The 18,986-nt window shown below is 45.1% G+C and carries 18 protein-coding genes; 10 read left to right on the plus strand and 8 right to left on the minus strand.

The window, feature by feature from the left end:
* Nucleotides 1–68 precede the first annotated feature (68 nt).
* The 3 genes from rpsG to tuf are packed head-to-tail and all read left to right on the plus strand — an operon-like array spanning nucleotide 69 to nucleotide 3,929.
* Entirely contained in the window at nucleotides 69–539 is a 471-nt protein-coding gene (rpsG, locus tag KD147_RS05370) for a 30S ribosomal protein S7 (RefSeq protein ID WP_105199929.1), read from the plus strand.
* A 27-nt stretch (nucleotides 540–566) separates the two neighbouring features.
* Nucleotides 567–2,684 (plus strand): elongation factor G, encoded by a 2,118-nt coding sequence (fusA, locus tag KD147_RS05375; protein ID WP_212547150.1) that lies wholly within the window; start codon nucleotides 567–569, stop codon nucleotides 2,682–2,684.
* Between the two features lie 60 nt (nucleotides 2,685–2,744).
* Nucleotides 2,745–3,929 carry an elongation factor Tu gene (tuf, locus tag KD147_RS05380; RefSeq protein WP_212547127.1) on the plus strand — a complete coding sequence of 395 codons (1,185 nt, stop codon included), beginning with the start codon at nucleotides 2,745–2,747 and terminating at the stop codon, nucleotides 3,927–3,929.
* 883 nt (nucleotides 3,930–4,812) lie between these two features.
* Here tuf and KD147_RS05385 read toward each other — a convergent pair.
* Both KD147_RS05385 and KD147_RS05390 read right to left on the minus strand, forming a co-directional pair.
* Nucleotides 4,813–5,148, minus strand: a complete 336-nt coding sequence (locus KD147_RS05385) for a hypothetical protein (protein WP_212547151.1) — start codon at nucleotides 5,146–5,148, stop codon at nucleotides 4,813–4,815.
* On the minus strand, nucleotides 5,148–5,642 hold the full coding sequence (locus KD147_RS05390) for an ImmA/IrrE family metallo-endopeptidase (RefSeq protein ID WP_212547152.1): 495 nt from the start codon (nucleotides 5,640–5,642) through the stop codon (nucleotides 5,148–5,150). The genes KD147_RS05385 and KD147_RS05390 overlap by 1 nt, the downstream gene beginning before the upstream one ends.
* A gap of 349 nt (nucleotides 5,643–5,991) precedes the next feature.
* On the opposite strand from KD147_RS05390, the gene KD147_RS05395 reads away from it, so the two are divergent.
* The 3 genes from KD147_RS05395 to KD147_RS05405 are packed head-to-tail and all read left to right on the plus strand — an operon-like array spanning nucleotide 5,992 to nucleotide 7,936.
* On the plus strand, nucleotides 5,992–6,522 hold the full coding sequence (locus KD147_RS05395) for an ATP-binding protein (RefSeq protein WP_212547153.1): 531 nt from the start codon (nucleotides 5,992–5,994) through the stop codon (nucleotides 6,520–6,522).
* Nucleotides 6,523–6,525: 3 nt separating this feature from the next.
* The gene (locus KD147_RS05400) at nucleotides 6,526–7,581 is read left to right on the plus strand and encodes a hypothetical protein (protein WP_212547154.1); all 1,056 of its coding nucleotides are present in this window, start codon (nucleotides 6,526–6,528) and stop codon (nucleotides 7,579–7,581) included.
* Entirely contained in the window at nucleotides 7,559–7,936 is a 378-nt protein-coding gene (locus KD147_RS05405) for an ASCH domain-containing protein (RefSeq protein WP_212547155.1), read from the plus strand. The genes KD147_RS05400 and KD147_RS05405 overlap by 23 nt, the downstream gene beginning before the upstream one ends.
* A 71-nt stretch (nucleotides 7,937–8,007) precedes the next feature.
* Here the strand turns inward: KD147_RS05405 and KD147_RS05410 are convergent, their stop codons facing one another.
* Entirely contained in the window at nucleotides 8,008–8,472 is a 465-nt protein-coding gene (locus KD147_RS05410) for a PaaI family thioesterase (RefSeq protein WP_212547156.1), read from the minus strand.
* A 250-nt stretch (nucleotides 8,473–8,722) separates the two neighbouring features.
* Here KD147_RS05410 and KD147_RS05415 point away from each other — a divergent pair, with 250 nt between their 5' ends.
* Nucleotides 8,723–9,253 carry a DUF924 family protein gene (locus KD147_RS05415; RefSeq protein ID WP_212547157.1) on the plus strand — a complete coding sequence of 177 codons (531 nt, stop codon included), beginning with the start codon at nucleotides 8,723–8,725 and terminating at the stop codon, nucleotides 9,251–9,253.
* Here KD147_RS05415 and KD147_RS05420 read toward each other — a convergent pair.
* The 5 genes from KD147_RS05420 to KD147_RS05440 form a co-directional block, all read right to left on the minus strand.
* Nucleotides 9,250–9,618, minus strand: coding sequence for a SpoIIAA family protein (locus KD147_RS05420; RefSeq protein WP_105188080.1), 369 nt, complete (start codon nucleotides 9,616–9,618; stop codon nucleotides 9,250–9,252). The genes KD147_RS05415 and KD147_RS05420 overlap by 4 nt on opposite strands.
* A 483-nt stretch (nucleotides 9,619–10,101) precedes the next feature.
* Nucleotides 10,102–11,748, minus strand: coding sequence for a TniQ family protein (locus KD147_RS05425; protein ID WP_212547158.1), 1,647 nt, complete (start codon nucleotides 11,746–11,748; stop codon nucleotides 10,102–10,104).
* Entirely contained in the window at nucleotides 11,741–12,691 is a 951-nt protein-coding gene (locus KD147_RS05430) for a TniB family NTP-binding protein (RefSeq protein ID WP_212547159.1), read from the minus strand. The genes KD147_RS05425 and KD147_RS05430 overlap by 8 nt, the downstream gene beginning before the upstream one ends.
* A gap of 8 nt (nucleotides 12,692–12,699) precedes the next feature.
* Complete coding sequence (locus KD147_RS05435) at nucleotides 12,700–14,694, minus strand: TnsB C-terminal domain-containing protein (protein WP_212547160.1); 1,995 nt, start codon at nucleotides 14,692–14,694, stop codon at nucleotides 12,700–12,702.
* Nucleotides 14,691–15,227, minus strand: coding sequence for a TnsA endonuclease N-terminal domain-containing protein (locus KD147_RS05440; RefSeq protein ID WP_212547161.1), 537 nt, complete (start codon nucleotides 15,225–15,227; stop codon nucleotides 14,691–14,693). The genes KD147_RS05435 and KD147_RS05440 overlap by 4 nt, the downstream gene beginning before the upstream one ends.
* 1,326 nt (nucleotides 15,228–16,553) lie before the next feature.
* Between KD147_RS05440 and KD147_RS05445 the strand changes: the two genes are divergently transcribed.
* The 3 genes from KD147_RS05445 (at nucleotide 16,554) to KD147_RS05455 (ending at nucleotide 18,933) form a co-directional block, all read left to right on the plus strand.
* Entirely contained in the window at nucleotides 16,554–16,973 is a 420-nt protein-coding gene (locus KD147_RS05445) for a hypothetical protein (RefSeq protein ID WP_212547162.1), read from the plus strand.
* 94 nt (nucleotides 16,974–17,067) lie between these two features.
* Nucleotides 17,068–18,069, plus strand: a complete 1,002-nt coding sequence (locus KD147_RS05450) for a YiiX/YebB-like N1pC/P60 family cysteine hydrolase (protein ID WP_212547163.1) — start codon at nucleotides 17,068–17,070, stop codon at nucleotides 18,067–18,069.
* Nucleotides 18,070–18,165: 96 nt separating this feature from the next.
* Entirely contained in the window at nucleotides 18,166–18,933 is a 768-nt protein-coding gene (locus tag KD147_RS05455; protein ID WP_212547164.1) for a ribonuclease H family protein, read from the plus strand.
* Nucleotides 18,934–18,986 lie beyond the last annotated feature (53 nt).

An 18,986-nucleotide genomic window follows, 5' to 3' on the forward strand; every position in this document is an offset into this window, starting at 1 on the left:
AAATTTTTAATAAATATTGTTTTGGGAATCTGTTCAAAAGACAGACCTGAAGATACCGGAGATTCAAAATGCCAAGAAGACGCGTTATAGGTCAACGTAAAATTCTTCCAGATCCTAAGTTCGGATCAGAATTACTTGCAAAGTTCGTCAACGTAGTAATGCTTGACGGCAAAAAATCTACTGCTGAAAAAATCGTATATGGTGCGCTAGACGTGGCTGCTGAGAAATCAGGCAAGTCGCACCTAGAAATCTTTGAAGCTGCACTTGAAAACGTTCGCCCACAGGTTGAGGTTAAATCTCGCCGTGTTGGTGGTTCAACGTACCAAGTACCAGTTGAAGTACGTCCAGTTCGTCGCAACGCACTAGGTATGCGTTGGTTAGTTGACGCTGCACGTAAGCGTGGCGAAAAATCTATGGGCCTTCGTCTGGCTCAAGAGATCGTTGACGCTGCTGAAAACAAAGGCACTGCGGTTAAGAAACGTGAAGACGTTCACCGTATGGCTGAAGCGAACAAAGCATTCGCTCATTACCGTTGGTAATCTGTCCTTAACCTTTAAGAGGATAATATGGCACGTACAACTCCAATTGAGCGCTACCGCAACATCGGTATTTGTGCTCACGTAGATGCGGGGAAAACCACCACCACGGAACGTGTACTTTTCTACACGGGCCTGTCTCACAAAATCGGTGAGGTGCATGATGGTGCCGCAACTATGGACTGGATGGAGCAAGAGCAGGAGCGTGGTATCACTATCACGTCTGCTGCGACTACTTGTTTCTGGAAGGGGATGGACGCGCAATTTGACGATCACCGCATTAATATCATCGACACTCCTGGACACGTTGACTTCACCATTGAAGTAGAACGTTCATTACGAGTGCTTGATGGTGCCGTGGTCGTGCTTTGTGCCTCATCAGGTGTACAGCCACAGACAGAAACAGTCTGGCGTCAGGCCAACAAGTACGAAGTTCCTCGAATGATCTTCGTAAACAAGATGGACCGTATCGGCGCCGACTTTTTGTCGGTTGTAGATCAGGTGAAAACCCGCCTGGGTGCTACTCCTGTTCCCATTCAGCTACCTATCGGCGCTGAAGAAGACTTTAAAGGTGTAATCGATCTTATCAAGATGAAAGCCATCAACTGGAACGAAGCGGACCAGGGCATGACTTTCAGCTATGAGGAGATCCCGGCAGAACTTCTAGACGAAGCCGAAGAATACCGCTCGCAACTTATCGAAGCGGCTGCGGAAGCGTCTGAAGAACTAATGGACAAATATTTAGAGGAAGGCGACCTCAGCGAAGCTGAGATCAAAGAAGGCCTACGCGCCCGCACCTTAGCGAACGAAATCGTGCTAATGGCTTGCGGTAGTGCATTCAAGAACAAGGGTGTTCAAGCCGTGCTTGATGCCGTGATTGAATACATGCCTTCACCAACCGAAGTCAAAGCAATCCAGGGTGTGTTAGAAGACGGTGAAACCGAAGACACGCGCCCGGCAGACGACGATGCCCCATTCTCGGCGTTGGCGTTTAAGATTGCCACCGACCCCTTTGTTGGTACGCTAACCTTTTTCCGTGTTTACTCGGGCACAGTGGGCCAGGGTGACACGGTTTATAACCCAGTTAAATCAAAGCGTGAGCGCTTCGGTCGTATCGTTCAGATGCACTCAAACTCACGTGAAGAGATCAAAGAAGTTCGTGCCGGTGATATCGCCGCCGCGATTGGTCTCAAAGACGTAACAACAGGTGATACCCTGTGTGATGCGGATTCTGTTATTACGCTTGAGCGTATGGAATTCCCAGAGCCGGTAATCTCTGTTGCGGTAGAGCCAAAAACCAAGGCAGACCAGGAAAAAATGGGTATGGCACTAGGTAAACTAGCTGCAGAAGACCCGTCTTTCCGCGTACAGACCGACGAAGAATCGGGCCAGACCATTATCTCTGGCATGGGTGAACTTCACCTGGATATCATTGTCGACCGTATGAAACGTGAGTTCAAAGTTGAATGTAACGTTGGTAAGCCACAGGTTGCCTATCGTGAAGCGATTCGTTCAACCGTTGAGGTTGAGGGTAAGTTTGTACGTCAATCGGGTGGTCGTGGTCAGTATGGTCACGTTTGGGTCAAACTTGAGCCACTTGATTTTAGCGATGATGACGCACCAACGTTCGAGTTCGTTAACGAAATCGTCGGTGGTACGGTACCGAAGGAATACATTCCTGCGGTAGAAAAAGGTCTCCACGAGCAGATGGAGCAAGGTGTCCTTGCTGGTTATCCGCTACTGGGCGTGAAAGCGACACTATTCGATGGTTCATTCCACGATGTCGACTCGAACGAAATGGCCTTTAAGATCGCTGGTGCGATGGCAATGCGTAAGGGTGCGCTCGAAGCAACCCCGGTATTGTTAGAGCCAGTCATGAAGGTTGAAGTGATCACTCCTGAAGCAAACATGGGTGATGTTGTAGGCGACCTAAACCGTCGTCGCGGTATGATCGATGGTATGGATGAGGCGCCAGGCGGCTTGAAACAAATCAACGCCGAGGTTCCGCTTTCAGAAATGTTCGGTTATGCAACTGACTTACGTTCTGCAACCCAAGGTCGTGCTTCGTACTCGATGGAATTCCTCAAGTACGCGGAAGCGGCTAAGAACGTCGCAGAATCTATTATTGCAGCTCGCGCTGTTAAGTAATTTGAGTTCGGTCCGATTCATTAAGGGTCGGACTTTAATTTCTTTATAGGAATTTTTAAAATGGCAAAAGAAAAGTTTGAACGCGTAAAACCGCACGTAAACGTTGGTACAATCGGCCACGTTGACCACGGTAAAACAACTCTAACTGCAGCAATCACTAACGTACTTGCAAAAGTATACGGTGGTGAAGCAAAAGACTTCGCATCAATCGATAACGCTCCAGAAGAGCGTGAGCGTGGTATCACAATCTCAACTTCACACGTTGAGTACGACACTCCAACTCGCCACTACGCGCACGTTGACTGTCCTGGACACGCTGACTACGTTAAAAACATGATCACTGGTGCTGCTCAGATGGACGGCGCGATCCTAGTAGTAGCTGCGACTGACGGTCCTATGCCTCAGACTCGTGAGCACATCCTACTTTCTCGTCAGGTTGGTGTACCTTACATCATCGTATTCATGAACAAATGTGACATGGTTGACGACGAAGAGCTACTAGAGCTAGTAGAAATGGAAGTTCGTGAACTTCTTTCTGAGTACGACTTCCCAGGTGACGACCTACCTCTAATCCAAGGTTCAGCTCTTAAAGCCCTAGAAGGCGAGAAAGAGTGGGAAGACAAGATCGTTGAGCTTGCAGAAGCGCTAGACACTTACATCCCAGAGCCAGAGCGTGACATCGATAAGCCTTTCATCATGCCTATCGAAGACGTATTCTCAATCCAGGGTCGTGGTACAGTTGTAACTGGTCGTGTTGAAGCCGGTATCATCAACGTGAACGACGAAGTTGAAATCGTAGGTATCAAAGAAACTACGAAGACAACTTGTACAGGTGTTGAGATGTTCCGTAAGCTTCTAGACGAAGGTCGTGCTGGTGAGAACATCGGTGCCCTTCTACGTGGTACTAAGCGTGACGAAGTTGAGCGTGGCCAAGTACTAGCTGCTCCTGGTTCAATCAACCCGCACACTAAGTTCGAAGCAGAAGTATACGTACTTTCTAAAGACGAAGGTGGCCGTCACACGCCATTCTTCAAAGGCTACCGTCCACAGTTCTACTTCCGTACAACTGACGTAACTGGTGACATCCAACTACCAGACGGCGTAGAAATGGTAATGCCTGGTGACAACATCAAGATGACTGTAGAACTAATCTGCCCAATCGCGATGGACGAAGGTCTACGTTTCGCGATCCGTGAAGGTGGTCGTACAGTTGGTGCTGGTGTTGTAGCATCAATCGTAGAGTAATAGTTACTCTCGAGAAAAAAGGCCGCTTTTAGCGGCCTTTTTTGTGCCTGAAAGTTGAGAAGACCACCTTCACGGCGTGAAGGGCGACGAGCGACCGAAGCACAGCTTCGCAGCGCTCGGAGGTGGAGGCATGGCTGAAAGCGGAAACAAGAGAGTGAATAATTTCACTCTCGCCGCTTGAAGGCGAAGAGCTCTGCGATGAGCGGGGACGCCGACAGGAACCCAGCTTCAGGGACGAATTCCTTGCAGGGTAGTGATGTAGGTAACTTAGATTACATACTCCGCTCTCACCTCGAACACCAAAGGCCGCTGTGCGGCCTTCTAAACACTCTTCTTCTGCTATCTGCCTCTATACTCAATTCTGAGTTTAAAACGCCCCACAGCTCTCTGTGGTGCGATCTTGTCGCGTTGGCGACAGCAACTTGAGATACAAATCACCTTAGGTGCAAGTAATTCGTCCCTGAAGCCTGGTTCCTGTCGGCATCCTTGCCTCCACTTCCTCGTGCTGCGACGATTATCAGTCGTCGGTCACTCGTCACCCCTTGGAACCCCAAGGCGCCCGTAATTCGCTTATGCTTACGAACTCAGGTTTTTGCTAAACGCTCCGCTTAGGCTGCGACACGATTTAACGGCACTTCCCTGTGCCGATAAATCTAGCTCGGCATCGTGCCTCGCTGTCTTAGCCACGTTTCACAGCAAAAGCCGATTTCTCCAGCGCGAATTTAAACGGGATTAGGCTGATACATTGGTGTTCTATGGGGAGTTAGAGTTTGGCTAGAGGCGAGGCTTTAGCCCTGCTGAAAGTGCTCTAGAGTGCGCTTTTGTCGAGCCGCCGAAGACGAATCAGGAAAAATGAGTGTGTCAGAAAGGGGTTATTGCTAAGTTACTTTGAAGAAGGGCGAGTAGGGAATAAATTTTTGGTAATGACGAGAATTACACCAAAGACCTCAGCTAGCGTTCCGCCCATATATAAATTTAGTGACCACTCGTCGAATGATAACCAGCCGAACCCGACGCAAAAAAAGGCTGCATTCATGACGATAAGCTGCCCTATAAGGATAATAATGAACCAATTAGCGTATGACTTTTTTAATTCACGGTCAGCTTTTGAATCCTCAACTTGTTCATTTATTAAGGGATCTGTTGGTGAAGTTTTTGTTTTATCTTGTAAGCTTTTTTTTATAAGAGCAGCTAAAGAGTCCTTTCCTTCTTGCGTCATTATAAAAGCCCTAGATTCTTCAGTCTGTGTTTCAAAGCTTCATTTGAAACGCCAAAAAATAAAGCCGATTCAAAGTGACTCTTCCCTGATTTTACGTGTTCTCTGACCACTTTCTCGGGCATTAACAGACTTGCAGCAAACCTGTTAGCAAAGATCTCTTCTGAATCGCAGCCAGAGGCAGCAACGGAGCCTCTTAGGTCTACGTACTCGTATTCAATGTTATCGTCATTTGATTCTATTCGAGATACGTAATGTCCTAATTCGTGAGCACAGGTAAACCGTTTTCTGTTGCTGTGATCGGCGTAGTGAAGTGCGATTATAGGATCTGCACCAGCTTCTTTTATTAACGCGCCAGATACAGTTGGGGGAAGATCTGTATCTAAAACCTGTAATCCCATCTTTTGAGCAATAGAAACAGGATCTACTGGAAACCCTTGGTTACACCAAAGCCTATCCAAGACTTTTTTTGCTTCAACATTTGGATCTAGGTTCATAGAATTTCCCTAAATAGAAATTTCGTACGCCGTTATACAGGTTTATATAAAAATAGCAATATAGATGTTTATTTGTACAGTAATTTATATGGCAAGTCTCTCTATCAGTTTTTTGTCTTTAGTTAGCTTTGTCCTAAACTTCTTAATAAAATCTTTCTAAGGTTCGGCATTTTGCTGCTAAGACGTCCCTACTACCTATTTCTGTGCTATTTACTTCGTCGTATTACTCATCCCACCATATTCGGCAGAAACGCACAGGTCTATCTTAAATACTTATTGACTCTACATTGACAATTGATAGAGGCTCTAGTTCTATATATGTGTTCATACCGTATATGGAAATGTAGTGATGAAAAGGAAAGTGATATTTATTGGCGGCATACATGGTGTCGGAAAATCAACCCTCTGTAATAAACTAGTTTCTGAATTAAATATCCCCCATTATTCAGCTAGTGATCTGATAAATAGAGCGAAGCAAGATCTTTTTACCAAAGACAAAGCCGTCGCTAATGTATCAAAAAACCAAGATGTTCTACTGACAGCCTTAAATGAGTTTGTGGACGAGCCATGTTTTTTGTTGGATGGGCACTTTGCACTGTTCGATGCTAATCATAAAGTTCAACTGGTTCCTGAAGAAACATTCGTATCTATTGAACCCATGGCTATGTGTGTTCTCACTTGTGATGTTAACGTAGTTCTGGAGAGAGTTGCCGCAAGAGATGGTATACAGCACGACAAGTCAGCGTATGAAGAGTTGAACAATTGTGAACTAGAACATGCAAAGTCTGTAGCCGAACGGCTAGGCGTTCCTGTTTTTACCCACGATACCAATAACGATACACTAGAGCTGACTCAATTTATCAGCTCCCACTTGGAGTAAGCTATGGAAAGCCTTCACTATGTGCCATTCAGGCAAATTAATCTACAGGATTCTTTTTTTGATACATTGCGAGCTGATTATGCCGAGTTTCCTGCTTGGTTCTCTCGCAAAGCAGAGCAAAATGAGTTCGCGTACGTATTGGTAGATGGGAATGCAATTGATGGATTCATGTACTTAAAAGAAGAAATAGGGCCTATTACCGATATTTCCCCAAATTTACCACCAGGCAAGCATTTGAAAGTTGGTACTTTTAAGTTCAACTCACATGGAACACGCCGTGGGGAAAGATTCATTAAAAAGATTTTTGACCATGCGCTTGCACAAGACGTTGATAGTATTTATGTAACGGTATTTGATAAGCATGAATATTTGAAAAGCCTATTTTCAAGGTATGGGTTTATTACTTGTGGCTCAAAAAGCACTCCCAATGGGGTTGAGTCGGTTTTAGTTCGTATAATGAGAGGGCAAGTAGGCTCGACTATACAAAGTTATCCCTTTGTACGTTTAAACCAAGCTAATCAGTACCTGTTATCAATTTATCCAGAGTTTCACTCTCGGTTACTGCCTGACTCCATTCTAAACAACGAAACTCATGACATTATTCAGGACGTTTCTCACACAAATAGTATCCATAAGATTTTCATTTGTAAGATGGAAGGCGTATCTTATTTTAGACCCGGAGACGGGTTGGTCGTTTATCGTACTTCAGATGGTCAAGGATCCGCTTGGTATCGGTCAGTGGCCACTTCAATCGGTGTGGTTGAAGAATATAGGCATATACGTGAGTTCAGCTCATTAGAGGAGTTTTTATCATATTGCGCCCCTTATTCTGTTTTTTCTAACGATGAATTAATTAAAATCTATAATGAAAAAAGATACTGTCATATCATAAGATTCACTTATAATGCGGCCCTTTCCAAACGTATTACTCGTGGTCGCCTTATTGAGGAAGTTGGGATAGATAAAAACGCATACCCGGGTGTTATGAAGTTAACGAACCAGCAGTTTAGACACATTGCGAGGTTGGGAGGGGTCAATGAAAGTCTTATTGTCGATTAAGCCAGAGTTTGTAGACAAAATCCTTGAAGGTACCAAAAAGTTTGAGTTTAGAAAAAATACTTTCAAACGAGATGGTGTCAAAACTGTAGTGGTATATTCAACTATGCCTGTGGGCAAAGTTGTTGGTGAATTTGATATTGAAGATGTCATATCAGAACACCCAGATCTACTTTGGCACCGAACAAAGAAAGCTGCGGGTATTTCTAAACAGTTTTTCGATGAATATTATTTAGGTAGGGAAAAGGGGACAGCCATTAAGGTTGGAAATGTTGTAAGATATGAGCGCCCCTTATGTTTAAGTGAGCTAGGTGACAATATCACTCCACCCCAATCCTACAGGTACTTACCTTCTTAGTTAATATAAAGGAGAAGTCTTATTCTCCTTCCATTCTTAAATTCACAAGCGTTCAATTGAACAATCCCGCATTAAAGCCCAGCGCTTTTACTCCTTTTCTCCACCACCGCAGCAGTCATCCTTGAAATACAACACAAATCACCGGCGCTGTTGTAGATCTTAATCTCCCATACCGATGAGCGGCCGCCCAGGTGCACGGGTTTGGTTACGGCTTTGAGCGTGCCGGTGCGTGAGGCTTTGAGGTGGTTGGCGTTGATCTCCTGGCCGACGCAGTAGTACTTGGTGATGTCGACGGCGAAGTTGGCGGCGTAGCTGGCGACGGTTTCGGCTAAGACCACGTAGGCGCCGCCGTGGACTATGCCGATGGGGTTGTAGAGCTCGTTGTTGATTGGCATGGTGGCCACCAGGTAATCCGGGCCGATTTCGCTGATTTCTATGCCCAGCTTGGTCATCAGCGTGCCCTTGGCGCCGACGCCGAGGTCGAGTTTGCGACAAAGATCAAAATCGATTTCCTGAGCCCAAATACGTGTGCTCATGCTTACTACTCCTTATATGGCAAGGTCTGTGAATGCTCGGGTGTTGCTCCCAGTGGCAACCTGGCTCACATAGTGCTGCACGGGTGGGGCATCTGCAAGTCTTTTACGACGGTGAGCAGCGCAGGAACAGAGCCGCGCACCGTGAGCAGCGGTGCTGGGCAAAAATACATGGCTTCTTGGTCATCCCCCGAGCACCGGATTTGACTAGACTGTCAGTAACAGCATCAGGGTTCGTTGAGAGGGGGAGACGATGGACTTTCAATCCGTGTATGATTTTTGGTTTCACCAGTGTCGGCCAGAGGACTGGTTTAGCAAGAGTGCGGCGCTCGACGAAGAGGTGAGCCGTCAGTTTGCCGCCACGCACGCGGCCGCCTGCCGGGGCGAGCTCTATACCTGGCGCAGCAGTGCCCACGGCGCCCTGAGTGAAATCATCGTGCTCGACCAGTTTTCTCGCAACATGTATCGCGACAGCGCCGGTGCCTTTGCCTATGATCCCTTGGCCCTGTGCCTGGCGCAACATGCGGTAGAGAAGGGTTACGATCTGCTGCTAACCGAGCAGGAACGCACCTTTTTGTACATGCCCTATATGCACAGCGAAAGCGCGGCCATTCATGTGCTTGCCGAGCATCTCTTTCGGCCTTTGGATAACTATGCCTATGAGCTGGAGCACAAGGCGATTATCGACCGCTTTGGGCGCTACCCACATCGTAATGCCCTGCTCGGGCGCCAGTCGACACCCGAGGAGCTGGCATTTTTAGAGCAGCCCAACAGCCGCTTTTAATGGGTCTCGCGCAGCCAGGCTCGGGCCTGCTCTATCTGGTCGTATTTAAAGGCCTTAATTTCGGCGCTGATAAAGTGCGCCGCCAAATGCTCGCCGAGCATGGCCATGGGCGAGTCAGTGACCAGGGCTATCCTGCCGATCTGCTTATGGTGGTCGCGTGCAAAGCGCAGGTGTGCCGACAGCGCCGCGAATGAATCCCAGCCGGGGAAGTGCCGGGTGGCTATCATCAGGCCTTTTAAGGGGCCGCGGCGCTCAATATAAGGGTCAATGATGCGCACCGCCGCCACAAAGTCGGCTGCCGAAAGCTGGCCGTGGGGGGTAAAGACGCCAATATCATGTTCGTCATCTAGGCTGATACAGAGCATATTGGGTTCCTTCTATTGTTGTAAATGCATCGATGCGGGATCGCCTTCCTATATAACTTTAGGCGCTTTTTTTGGGTTTGCGCAGTCGGTGATAAAGGCAAAGGCTAAGTTCACAAGAATGGGGTGTGGCGTTTAATTTAAGGAGAAACTTCTATACTTAGTAAAAACAGTGGGTTACGGGGAGGTGTCCAAGAGGAGTTTTTTGACTGATCCACTTTAAGAGTAAATTTCGCGCAAAAAATCCACCTCAGCACTAAACTATAAGTTCAGTGAAATTATAAGCTTACATAAAAATGTATGCCTGTTATACGGTGATCCTTACAGGGTATAAGAAAAAATTGGATTAAGCCACTTTGAGCAAGAAATAAAAAAGAGTGTTGGGCTTCAATGAGCGCAACACTCTTTTGGTGGAGTGACGTTTTTAGGCGGACGGAGTTGGCTGGAGAATGTCGCTCATCACTGTAGGTGTATGAATTTTAGGTGTTAATGTGGCTCAACCTCTAAGTAAGGCTGCTTTGACTTACGCCAGCATTGTTCAAAAAGCGCAATGCTGCCCATCAGCTTTTCTGACTTTTCGAAGACGTGCAATTTGGTCTGATATGCATCATGCCCTTCCACGGGCAAAACCCCCTGACTCTTAAGGTAGTTAAAGAGTGTTGCTTTAGGATAAGGGCGGCTCTTGCACCATTTATCCAACAAAAGGTAACTATCGATAAACTCCCGAATGCTTTTGTGAGTGTATTGTCCCCAGGTTCTGTTTACACATACTTTTTCCCAGGCAAACAAAGTGGCTAAAGCATCAATTTTTACCTGTTGAACACAAAAGTATGCCCTTAATTCAGATTGCGAAAAGAGGCGGTTGAATTGAGAGTGCTCATGCTCAGCTAGCAGACTGTAAATTGCACTCTTAGAAACATAAAGTTCTTTGAGTGAGCGTGTTGTGGCCCGCTGAAACAGGGGAATGTTCTCTTTCAAAATAAGCTCAATGGCCTCACCAAAATTAAAAAAGAATTGTTGGGACTCCATGGCCAATTCACTGAGTGGTAACCAATCCTGAGACTTTGCTCCGGTGGATAATCGAGCCTTGTTTAAAAGCGTTCCTAGAAAGTCATCAACATGCTCTAGGTTGTAGGTGTACATCTTGTTATTAATCGCAGCAGAAATAACGTCTTGTCGTGCTAATTGATTGAGCTCTGCAGGGGTGATACCTAGGAGTTTGCTTGCTTGGACATCACTCAAGGAGCAAAACACCTTACAGGGCAGCAGCGTGTCTATATTCACGGTAAAAGCTGCTGCAGGGAGTTGTAAATTGGGTAACTGCTTTATTGGGTGGGATAGTGATTTGAGTGTAGATGCAGAAATAGCCGTTGTACTGTCTCGCAGTGAGCGCTGCAGAGCGTTAAAGAACTGAACTTGGTGCTCTTTCGATGCAAGTAGCCAATACCCTTTGTTGAACAGGTCTTGAGATTCGTTGTTGTTAAATTTCCAAGAGCCGATAGAGTCATTCGAAAAACGGTATGGTTTGTTAATCATAAGCGCTGCCGAGTATAGTGCTTCTAGATAGGTCTGCTTTTTATCCCCTTGCAACGTCTCTACATATGATTGATAAGAAGGGATTGAAGGGTGAGGTAACGCACAATAGTCATGCCAGCGTAATCCGCAATGAGAGCACCCATCAAATATGTCAGCATTCCACTGCAAGCTTTGGAGGCAACTAGGGCAAGCATCAATCAAGGCTACTTTATGTCGTTCGCAATGAGTGACGTGACATTTCTGCCAATCATGTCGGATAAACCCATCTTTACCACTGAGACAAGTGCTGCAGATATGAAGCGTAGGACACAGTGAGCTCTTAACGGTGGACAAAGGCAGATCGTCGTCGATATGCGTCGGCAAAAATAAGGTTTTGAGTGTGTTGGTCCCCATACACAATGCGTGAGCTAATGCAGCCATAAATTCGTTGAAACGCGCACTTGATACATTGAAGGCTCCTTTTTGGGGCTTCAGTCCAAGCACTTTAAAAATGGCACCGTGGCGGTAATAGCCATTTTCATTCGCCAGGCGCAGGAGAAATCCCAATAGGTTTTCCCCTTGATTTGGGCGAGGCCTGATCACTAGTTGGTTAGGCATACAGATCCCTCGCTATGAGTAATTTTTTCACCGTCCCCATATCCGCAGTGAATGGATTGATGGCTTCTCCTTGGAAACACTCGGCGTAGGCCTCTGCAAAAATCTCTTTAGTTAATTCGTCGTCGATATCCGTGCGCTCCAGGCAATCCATAAGGATAAGCTTTAATCGTCTGAGGCTTCCGTTAGTGGCACACAGTAACCGCAATAAATTTGAGTAATCCACTTCTTTGAAGTAGCCGATCCCCTCATCGACTAAAGAGTCATTTAGGCATTTAAACAGCGGGAATTTTCGCGGCATGGTGGAGAGGAAGTCGAATAGAATCGCAATAAAATCGACCTTGTTGTCGTAGCCCTTAAATGAAAAGTTATCTAATTCAATGACCTTAGGGAACCTACTTTTCAGTTGCTCATCCACATCTCGAATATCTCTAGCTTCAGGTGTGCCACATAAAACCCAGCTGCAACGGGTTCCGTTGATGAGCTCCTTAATGTCTTTGATGAATTTAGAGGAGGGCATGACGCCGCTTGATGGCAGTGCTACTTGCACTTCATCTAAAAAGATCACCTTCACATCCATGGCATTGACCAGCTTCATGATCCGTCGCTTTTTCTGATCGAGCTTCCCTTCGTTGAAGTTCTCATCGCCCAGCGCTCTGAGAATCTCACTATGGAGTCCATTCAAAGTGCCGCCAGGAACTTCAACATAGATACCAAATACATTGTTGTGCTCTGGAAGCGGATCCTGATGATGCTCTTCTAAAAATTTCTTAGCTAGTGATGTCTTGCCGATACCTGGCTCACCCAACAATAAGGCACCGCCCGTTTCAAAAGAGCGGTATTTTATTGTATGCAAAAGGGACTTCTCAGCTGCCTTGTATTTACCAGACATACAATACAGCTTCGCCAAATTATTTGCGTCATGTGACACTTCGCCAATCGTCATGGACTTCCTTACATTTTAAGTGGTTTAACGTTCTTCTTAACTATTAAAGGGGGAGCTGGTTTTTCGGTGTTATCTGGCTGAGCCAGTGCAGGAGGCATGTTTTGCCCTGCGGCATTGTCAGTAATGCATTGCTCGAGCTCATTTTGGGTCACAGGCGGCATACTCTGAGTCGAGGTGGCACTTGAAGTAGGCAGGAATGGCTGGTGTGGATCACCATCTACTTCATCGTTAGTTTCATAGCTCTGTAGTTGTGGGGACATCATATTTACCGCTGTCGCTGGATCTATTTTTCCTCCTGCCTTGGTTCTGGCCTGATGTTGAGACAATGAAATTGGCTCGTCGTATAAGGTGGATGGGACTTTAAACAGTTCACCCGTATCTGGATCAATTACTGAGATAGCTGAAACATCAGCTCGTGAAGAGTACCCTTTTACTTTTACTTGCTTACCTGTGGCATGGTGCTTGTTATAAATTTTAACCAGCTTGCTTGGGTTGCGGATTGACTCAGCCTTGTCGTGATACCAAATGTTATTTTTGACAATGCCCTTATGCGCTTGAATCGTAAATTCAGTTTCAACTCCATGGAAGAGGTCAAGCTTGCGAATATCGTCAGGGGAAAGCGGGGGGACTAAGGCGCGAAAATTTTCAGCCATGTCCGCAGGTGTACATTGCCCTAATCCACCGTGAGGACGCTGGTGATATTTATCTAGGATGAATGTTTCTACTATGCGTTTAAACTCAATTTCAGTGATTGCCGCAGATTGCTTAATAGGCGTAGAGTCTTTCTTTTCACTATTGCGGCTGCCTTCATAGCCAGGAATGAATGTGCAGCAAGACTCTCTAAAGGTGCGATGAAACCGTTCTATAAAAGCATTTTGCCATGGGCTTCTAGGCTGTGTTTGGCGGCCATTAACTCCAATGTGCAATAGATAAGAGCTCATTAATTTTGAGCTGAAGACGCCAGAATCATATTGAACAGTTTCAATCTTGCCGTGCAGCGGCCAGCCATGTTTAGTGTGGGCGGGCTTTTGCTTTTCTTGGATAGAGACTTTCAATAGCTCGATGGCAGAGCACATATCTTCTCTGCGTTTGTGAGCGTAAGAGATGACGTAGCCTAAAATCGTGCGGGTGAACACATCAATTGCAAAGAAAATGACAGGCATACCGACGAAGTTTCCATCGCAATCCAATAACCCGACATTAATGTGAACAGCATCTATTTGCACCAGCTCTAAAGGCCGTTCTGCAACGATGTGGTGAGCAGAGCCCCTGAACATTCTACGAGCTTTATCATACCCTTCTCTGGCAATGCATACTTCAACAGGGTCTAGTTGATTCAGTTTGTCCATAAAGCTCGAGCGTTTCATGCCTTTGTAGCTAGCTCTTTCTTCTGTTGAGAGGCCTGCTAATAACTTTTCTTGCGCTTGTCGAAACTCCAGCCAACACTCTGATTTGCTCAGTCCTCGGTCAGGACCTGGTTTTATCGATTTAAGGTAGAATCTATCAATTATCTCGAAAAATAGATCGCGGCATTCATCACTCACTCGCCATCCAGGTTTGCGCTTTTTGGCATTCACCATCGCAACGTAGTCGAAGTTCCATTTTGTCTCTGCGTCTACTAGCCAGTGGTATACCGTAATTGCTGAGGGTTTGTTTTTACCAGTATCACCTCGTTTGAGGGCGACAGTCTCGATGACTTTCGCGATGCGTTCTAAGGAGCGGTTCGCTTGCATGTATTTGAGAGGGGAAAGGTAATCGCTGTATCGCTGCGCGAGAAAGAGCTCGTCTTCGCCCAACAGGGGTTTTAATTCACCGAGGACAAAAGTGGCGGGCGCCTCTTTGATGTAACCCTGGGTCACTGCTTTTTGGTATTGGCTCAGCGTAAACTGCTTACAGCCGTTATGAAGCTCTAAGACGATTGATTCTCTATCAATTGTTTTAACGGTCGCCATAGTATCGCGATACATGAGCTTTTGACCTTCTTGCAATACGGTTGCGCTCATGAAGCCACCCCTACTTTGGTTAGTAGTGAACTGCCGATGAGAGGCTTTGTGCAATGCCACGCGAACAGGTCATGTGCAAGGAGCTTCATCGCATCGCAATAGGGAGTATCACTGTGATTGGACAAGATTGTGATTAGCTCGCAAAGGGTCACAGTATCTGCGTCTATTTCAATGAATCGAGCTTGCTCTGAAGGGGTGAGCGGAAGCTGACGGAACCCGTATAACTTTTGGTAGTTGTTGATGTTGGTACCGCGATAGATATCTTTGTCAGTTATCAGCTCCAGCGGGTGGTAGAGCTCCTCTGAAAAATGCTGCTTTAACACAGCAAACTTGTCAGTAAGTCGCAGTGTATTGAGCTTGTTGCTGGGCTTTATCTCGAGGCTTTTAAACTCGCCGGAGGCCAGCTTAATTAAAAAGTCAGGTGTATAGCGTGTGGCTCTGCCATTGAGCTGATAGTGAGTGGTGAAGGGTTGTGAGGTATAGCGTACTACGCTGTTGTCGAATTCAAGCAGCAGGGCTGCATGCGCTTCCATTGCGCTCTCGCAAAAAATCATGCTTTGATTTTTATAGGAAAAGAACCTGTGTAGGTGAGTAACCCTGCTTCTCCTAGGCAGCTTGCGCTCAAGTGTCATTCTGTTTCGTTGCATTACATGCACCTCGATGTAAGACGAAATCCTGCAATGCAAAACTGCACCAAGCTGGTTTTTATTGTTGTTTTATCGCTACCTCGACGTAATAACTCTGCATCATTTTCGATATTGCTAACTTGAAGAAAAAGCTCAGTGCCTTCCCTTCGTTTTCTTGCACAATAAAAGTTATAGCTCATAATTAAAGGTTATGCTCATTAAATAGGCAACTCCCTTTGCGCAAACTATGACTATGAAGCCGTGTGGCCTCCGGAACTCTTATTCAGTTTGACAGCTTTTTTAGTTTGAGCGCAAGTTCTTGAAAGTTAAGGGCTAAAAATTACGATATACTTGTTTTCGGTTCGCGTAACGATTTGTTTTAGCAAGATAATTGTTCACCACGTGGTTCACTTTTTTAAAGTAAATGCTGGTTTTTTGAAATTGAGCGATTGATAGATTTGATAGCAAAGACACCCAGTTACGCAGTTTGAAGCTTTTTTTAAATTATTTTGTAAGGAAATGTTTTTCCCAATAAAAACAGGTGGTTAAGTTTTGCGGTAAAGCATCGGAAATTTTCGGTAGATAGGGGTATTTATGAAAAATTTATCAAGCTTTGCGAGGAGTTAGGAATAAAAAAGCATTTTGGACGAACAGATTTTTGGCTCATGAGGTAGCCGCTATAGAAAAAGTGATTACCCACGGCAATGCAAAAAGCAATTCAGACAACATTCTAAGAAAGCAGGTTGAAACTCATCAGGCTAAAAAGCTACACCAGACAAATTGGCAATATGACAGTGAGCTGTTAAAACGGCTGGATAAAGTCTGTCGCCTGTTACTTATTCATCCGGATAGCTTTTTTGAGAGTGTGATGGAGTTGAGCTACAAGGATATACGTCGAAACGTCCACCCCCGAGGTCTCACCGTATTCAAGTCTCCCTTGACGATTGTGTTTGCTGCATTAAAGCAACATCAACTCGACTGCGAGAGCACGGTTAGGCAAAACAAACTGTTTGCCACTTCAACGGTCCGACGCAGGAGTCCTTTACTCACATGTAGCCACACACCAAAACAGCGCGGGATAAGTGAGGGGGCTGGCATTTTGCCTGGGCTCGAAGAGGTGTGATAAAGCTGGTGGCTTTGAATGAAAACCGGACAGTAGAAGATTCCAACCTTGCAAGGTATGCTACTTTGTAAGGTCTTACTGATAACCTGTTATATTTCAAGGATAGTTTAGTGAAAAGCTCCATGTTGGTTTTTCTTGTTCTTTTATTGGCTGGTTGCCAAGCTACAAGATTTCACAACCCCGAAGGAATTGCTCAAAACCAGTTGGCATATATCTTCAAACAACCACATAAGCCGTTTAGTGGCAAACCGAGTGCATTTATCAATGCAGTCTTTGACGCTAATGGTTCAGTAGTAATGGAATTTAAGCCAATGCAAAATGCTATTCAAGAAGCTTACCTGAAACCAGGCGAGTATAAATTCATATTGCAATGCAATTATGGAGGTGGTGCGACAGACGCTGAAATTATTGCAGTTGTTGAGGTTGGTAAATCTTATAGATACTCTTGTGGTATCACATCGGAGAAGGTGTTTATAGGTGCACGAATACTTCACAAATCGTATGCAATATTCGAAGAAGTTGAAATATAACAAGCTATTGCAGTGAGGGGCTTTTAACTGTTGGCTTTCCTCACTGCGTTCGTTATTTTAGCCAGCAATTAAAAGCCCCTGAATGGGGCGTTAGGTGTTTTATCAAATATGGAGCGAACTGTTGTACATAATCCCCATTAGCGAATTAAAGAATGGTGATATTCTTCTTACAAGTGAGAACTCAGCAACTAGCAAAGTTGTAAGGAAATCGACTGGAAGTGATTTCTCACATGCAATTCTTTATGTAGGTCATGGTAGCTACATACATTCTGATGCTAACGGCGTTCATTCAGGTAATCTGCAAAGGCTTCTGTTTGATGCATCTGAAAACGTGACTGTTTTGAGGGTCAAATGTGATCAAGAAACAGTGAATCAAGCATGTATTTTCGCGAGATCAAAGATAGGAACTACGTATTCTGTAAAAAGTGCAGTCAATGCAAAGCTGAAGGTAAGTAAGAGGGAAAATGAGAATAGGCAGTTTTGCTCTAGGCTTGTAGCGCAAGCATACGAATATGCTGGCGTTAAGTTAGTAGATAGCGCTTCTTTTTGTACGCCCCAAGAAATTCTCGAATCTCAAAATATTCAAGAGGTTCCAAGGAAAGCGAGAAAAGCCATAGATGAAGAAATCAGCTTTGCGAACAGTGAAAACCCGATTGAGAAGCAGTCACATATAACAAATGAAATTCTTTCAAAAGTTAGAAAGATAGCTAAAAAAGACATTCAAACCCTCGAACAAATTACACAGTATGTAATTGAGAATCCAGTGCATGATCGGCAAATATCCAAAATCTATAGAGATTCAGGATATTTAACAATGTGGGAGTACGAGACCACAAAAAATGCATGGCGTTATGATGGGCGAATATTTATAAATCTACCTTTGCCTATTGATGAGTTGATTGAGATGGCAAGATTTGAGAAAGACAGCGCCCAGGAGAGACTTGCGCTTTACAAGGGAAATCTTGAACAATATTTTTATATCAATAAGATTTATAAACTGGAGTATTCTTCCATACATTTTGATTTATATAAGAAACTCGTTGAGAATACATTGGACAATATTAATGCCGCAGAGTATGTGCTGGAAAACACCTAACAAGCGCATATTGCCGGACTTTTTTCCGCTGCGCTCCAAACCAGCCTCAAATGCGGGCGTTATGTGCACGCGGCCAATGTGGATTAGGAGGACAGTATGGCGAAAAAGTATTATGTAGTTTGGAAAGGTCGTGAGACAGGCATATTCACGACTTGGGCAAAGTGTAAGTCATTGGTTGATGGTTTTGCTGGAGCAAAATTTAAGTCGTTTGTAACGCTAGAAGAAGCCGAATGTGCGTTTGGAAAGAAACCTCAATCAAAGACTCCGAAAACAAAACCAAAGATCGTCAAAAAATCTAGCAAGCTTAAATCTGTCCCTCTGTCTCAGGAACAAATAGACGCTATGCCTTTTGACGTAAAGATATATACAGACGGCGCATGTGAGCCTAACCCTGGTGAGGCAGGAGCTGGGCTTGCTGTATATAAACATAACAAGTTAATTGAGCTTTGGTATGGTTTATACCAATCCTTCGGTACCAACAATACAGCGGAACTTCATGGTCTCAGTCAAGCTTTATTGCTTGCCAAGGAAAAGTTGGCAGGTGGAAGTACCGTCGGTATTTTTTGTGATTCAAAATACTCTATCGATTGTATTACAAAGTGGGCAAGTGGATGGGAGAAAAAGGGTTGGGCTAAGTCTGATGGTGAAATCAAAAACTTGGATATCATTAAGCCAGCGTATTCTCTTTACCAAGAAATATCGTCTCAAATTACAATTCACCATGTAAAAGGACATGTCGGCATTGAGGGCAACGAGTTAGCTGATAGGATGTCCATCCTGGCTATTGAGTCTCAGGATGAGAGTCTTACTTTGTACAGAGAGACGGATAGTATTCCCGAACTATTAGCGTTACGCACTGGCTGATAAACATACACAAAAATACTTAAGAGTGATTCCCTACGCTTGGCATTTTTGTT

It is taken from the genome of Pseudoalteromonas sp. BDTF-M6 (genome assembly GCF_018334135.1).
In the GTDB taxonomy this organism is placed as follows: domain Bacteria; phylum Pseudomonadota; class Gammaproteobacteria; order Enterobacterales; family Alteromonadaceae; genus Pseudoalteromonas.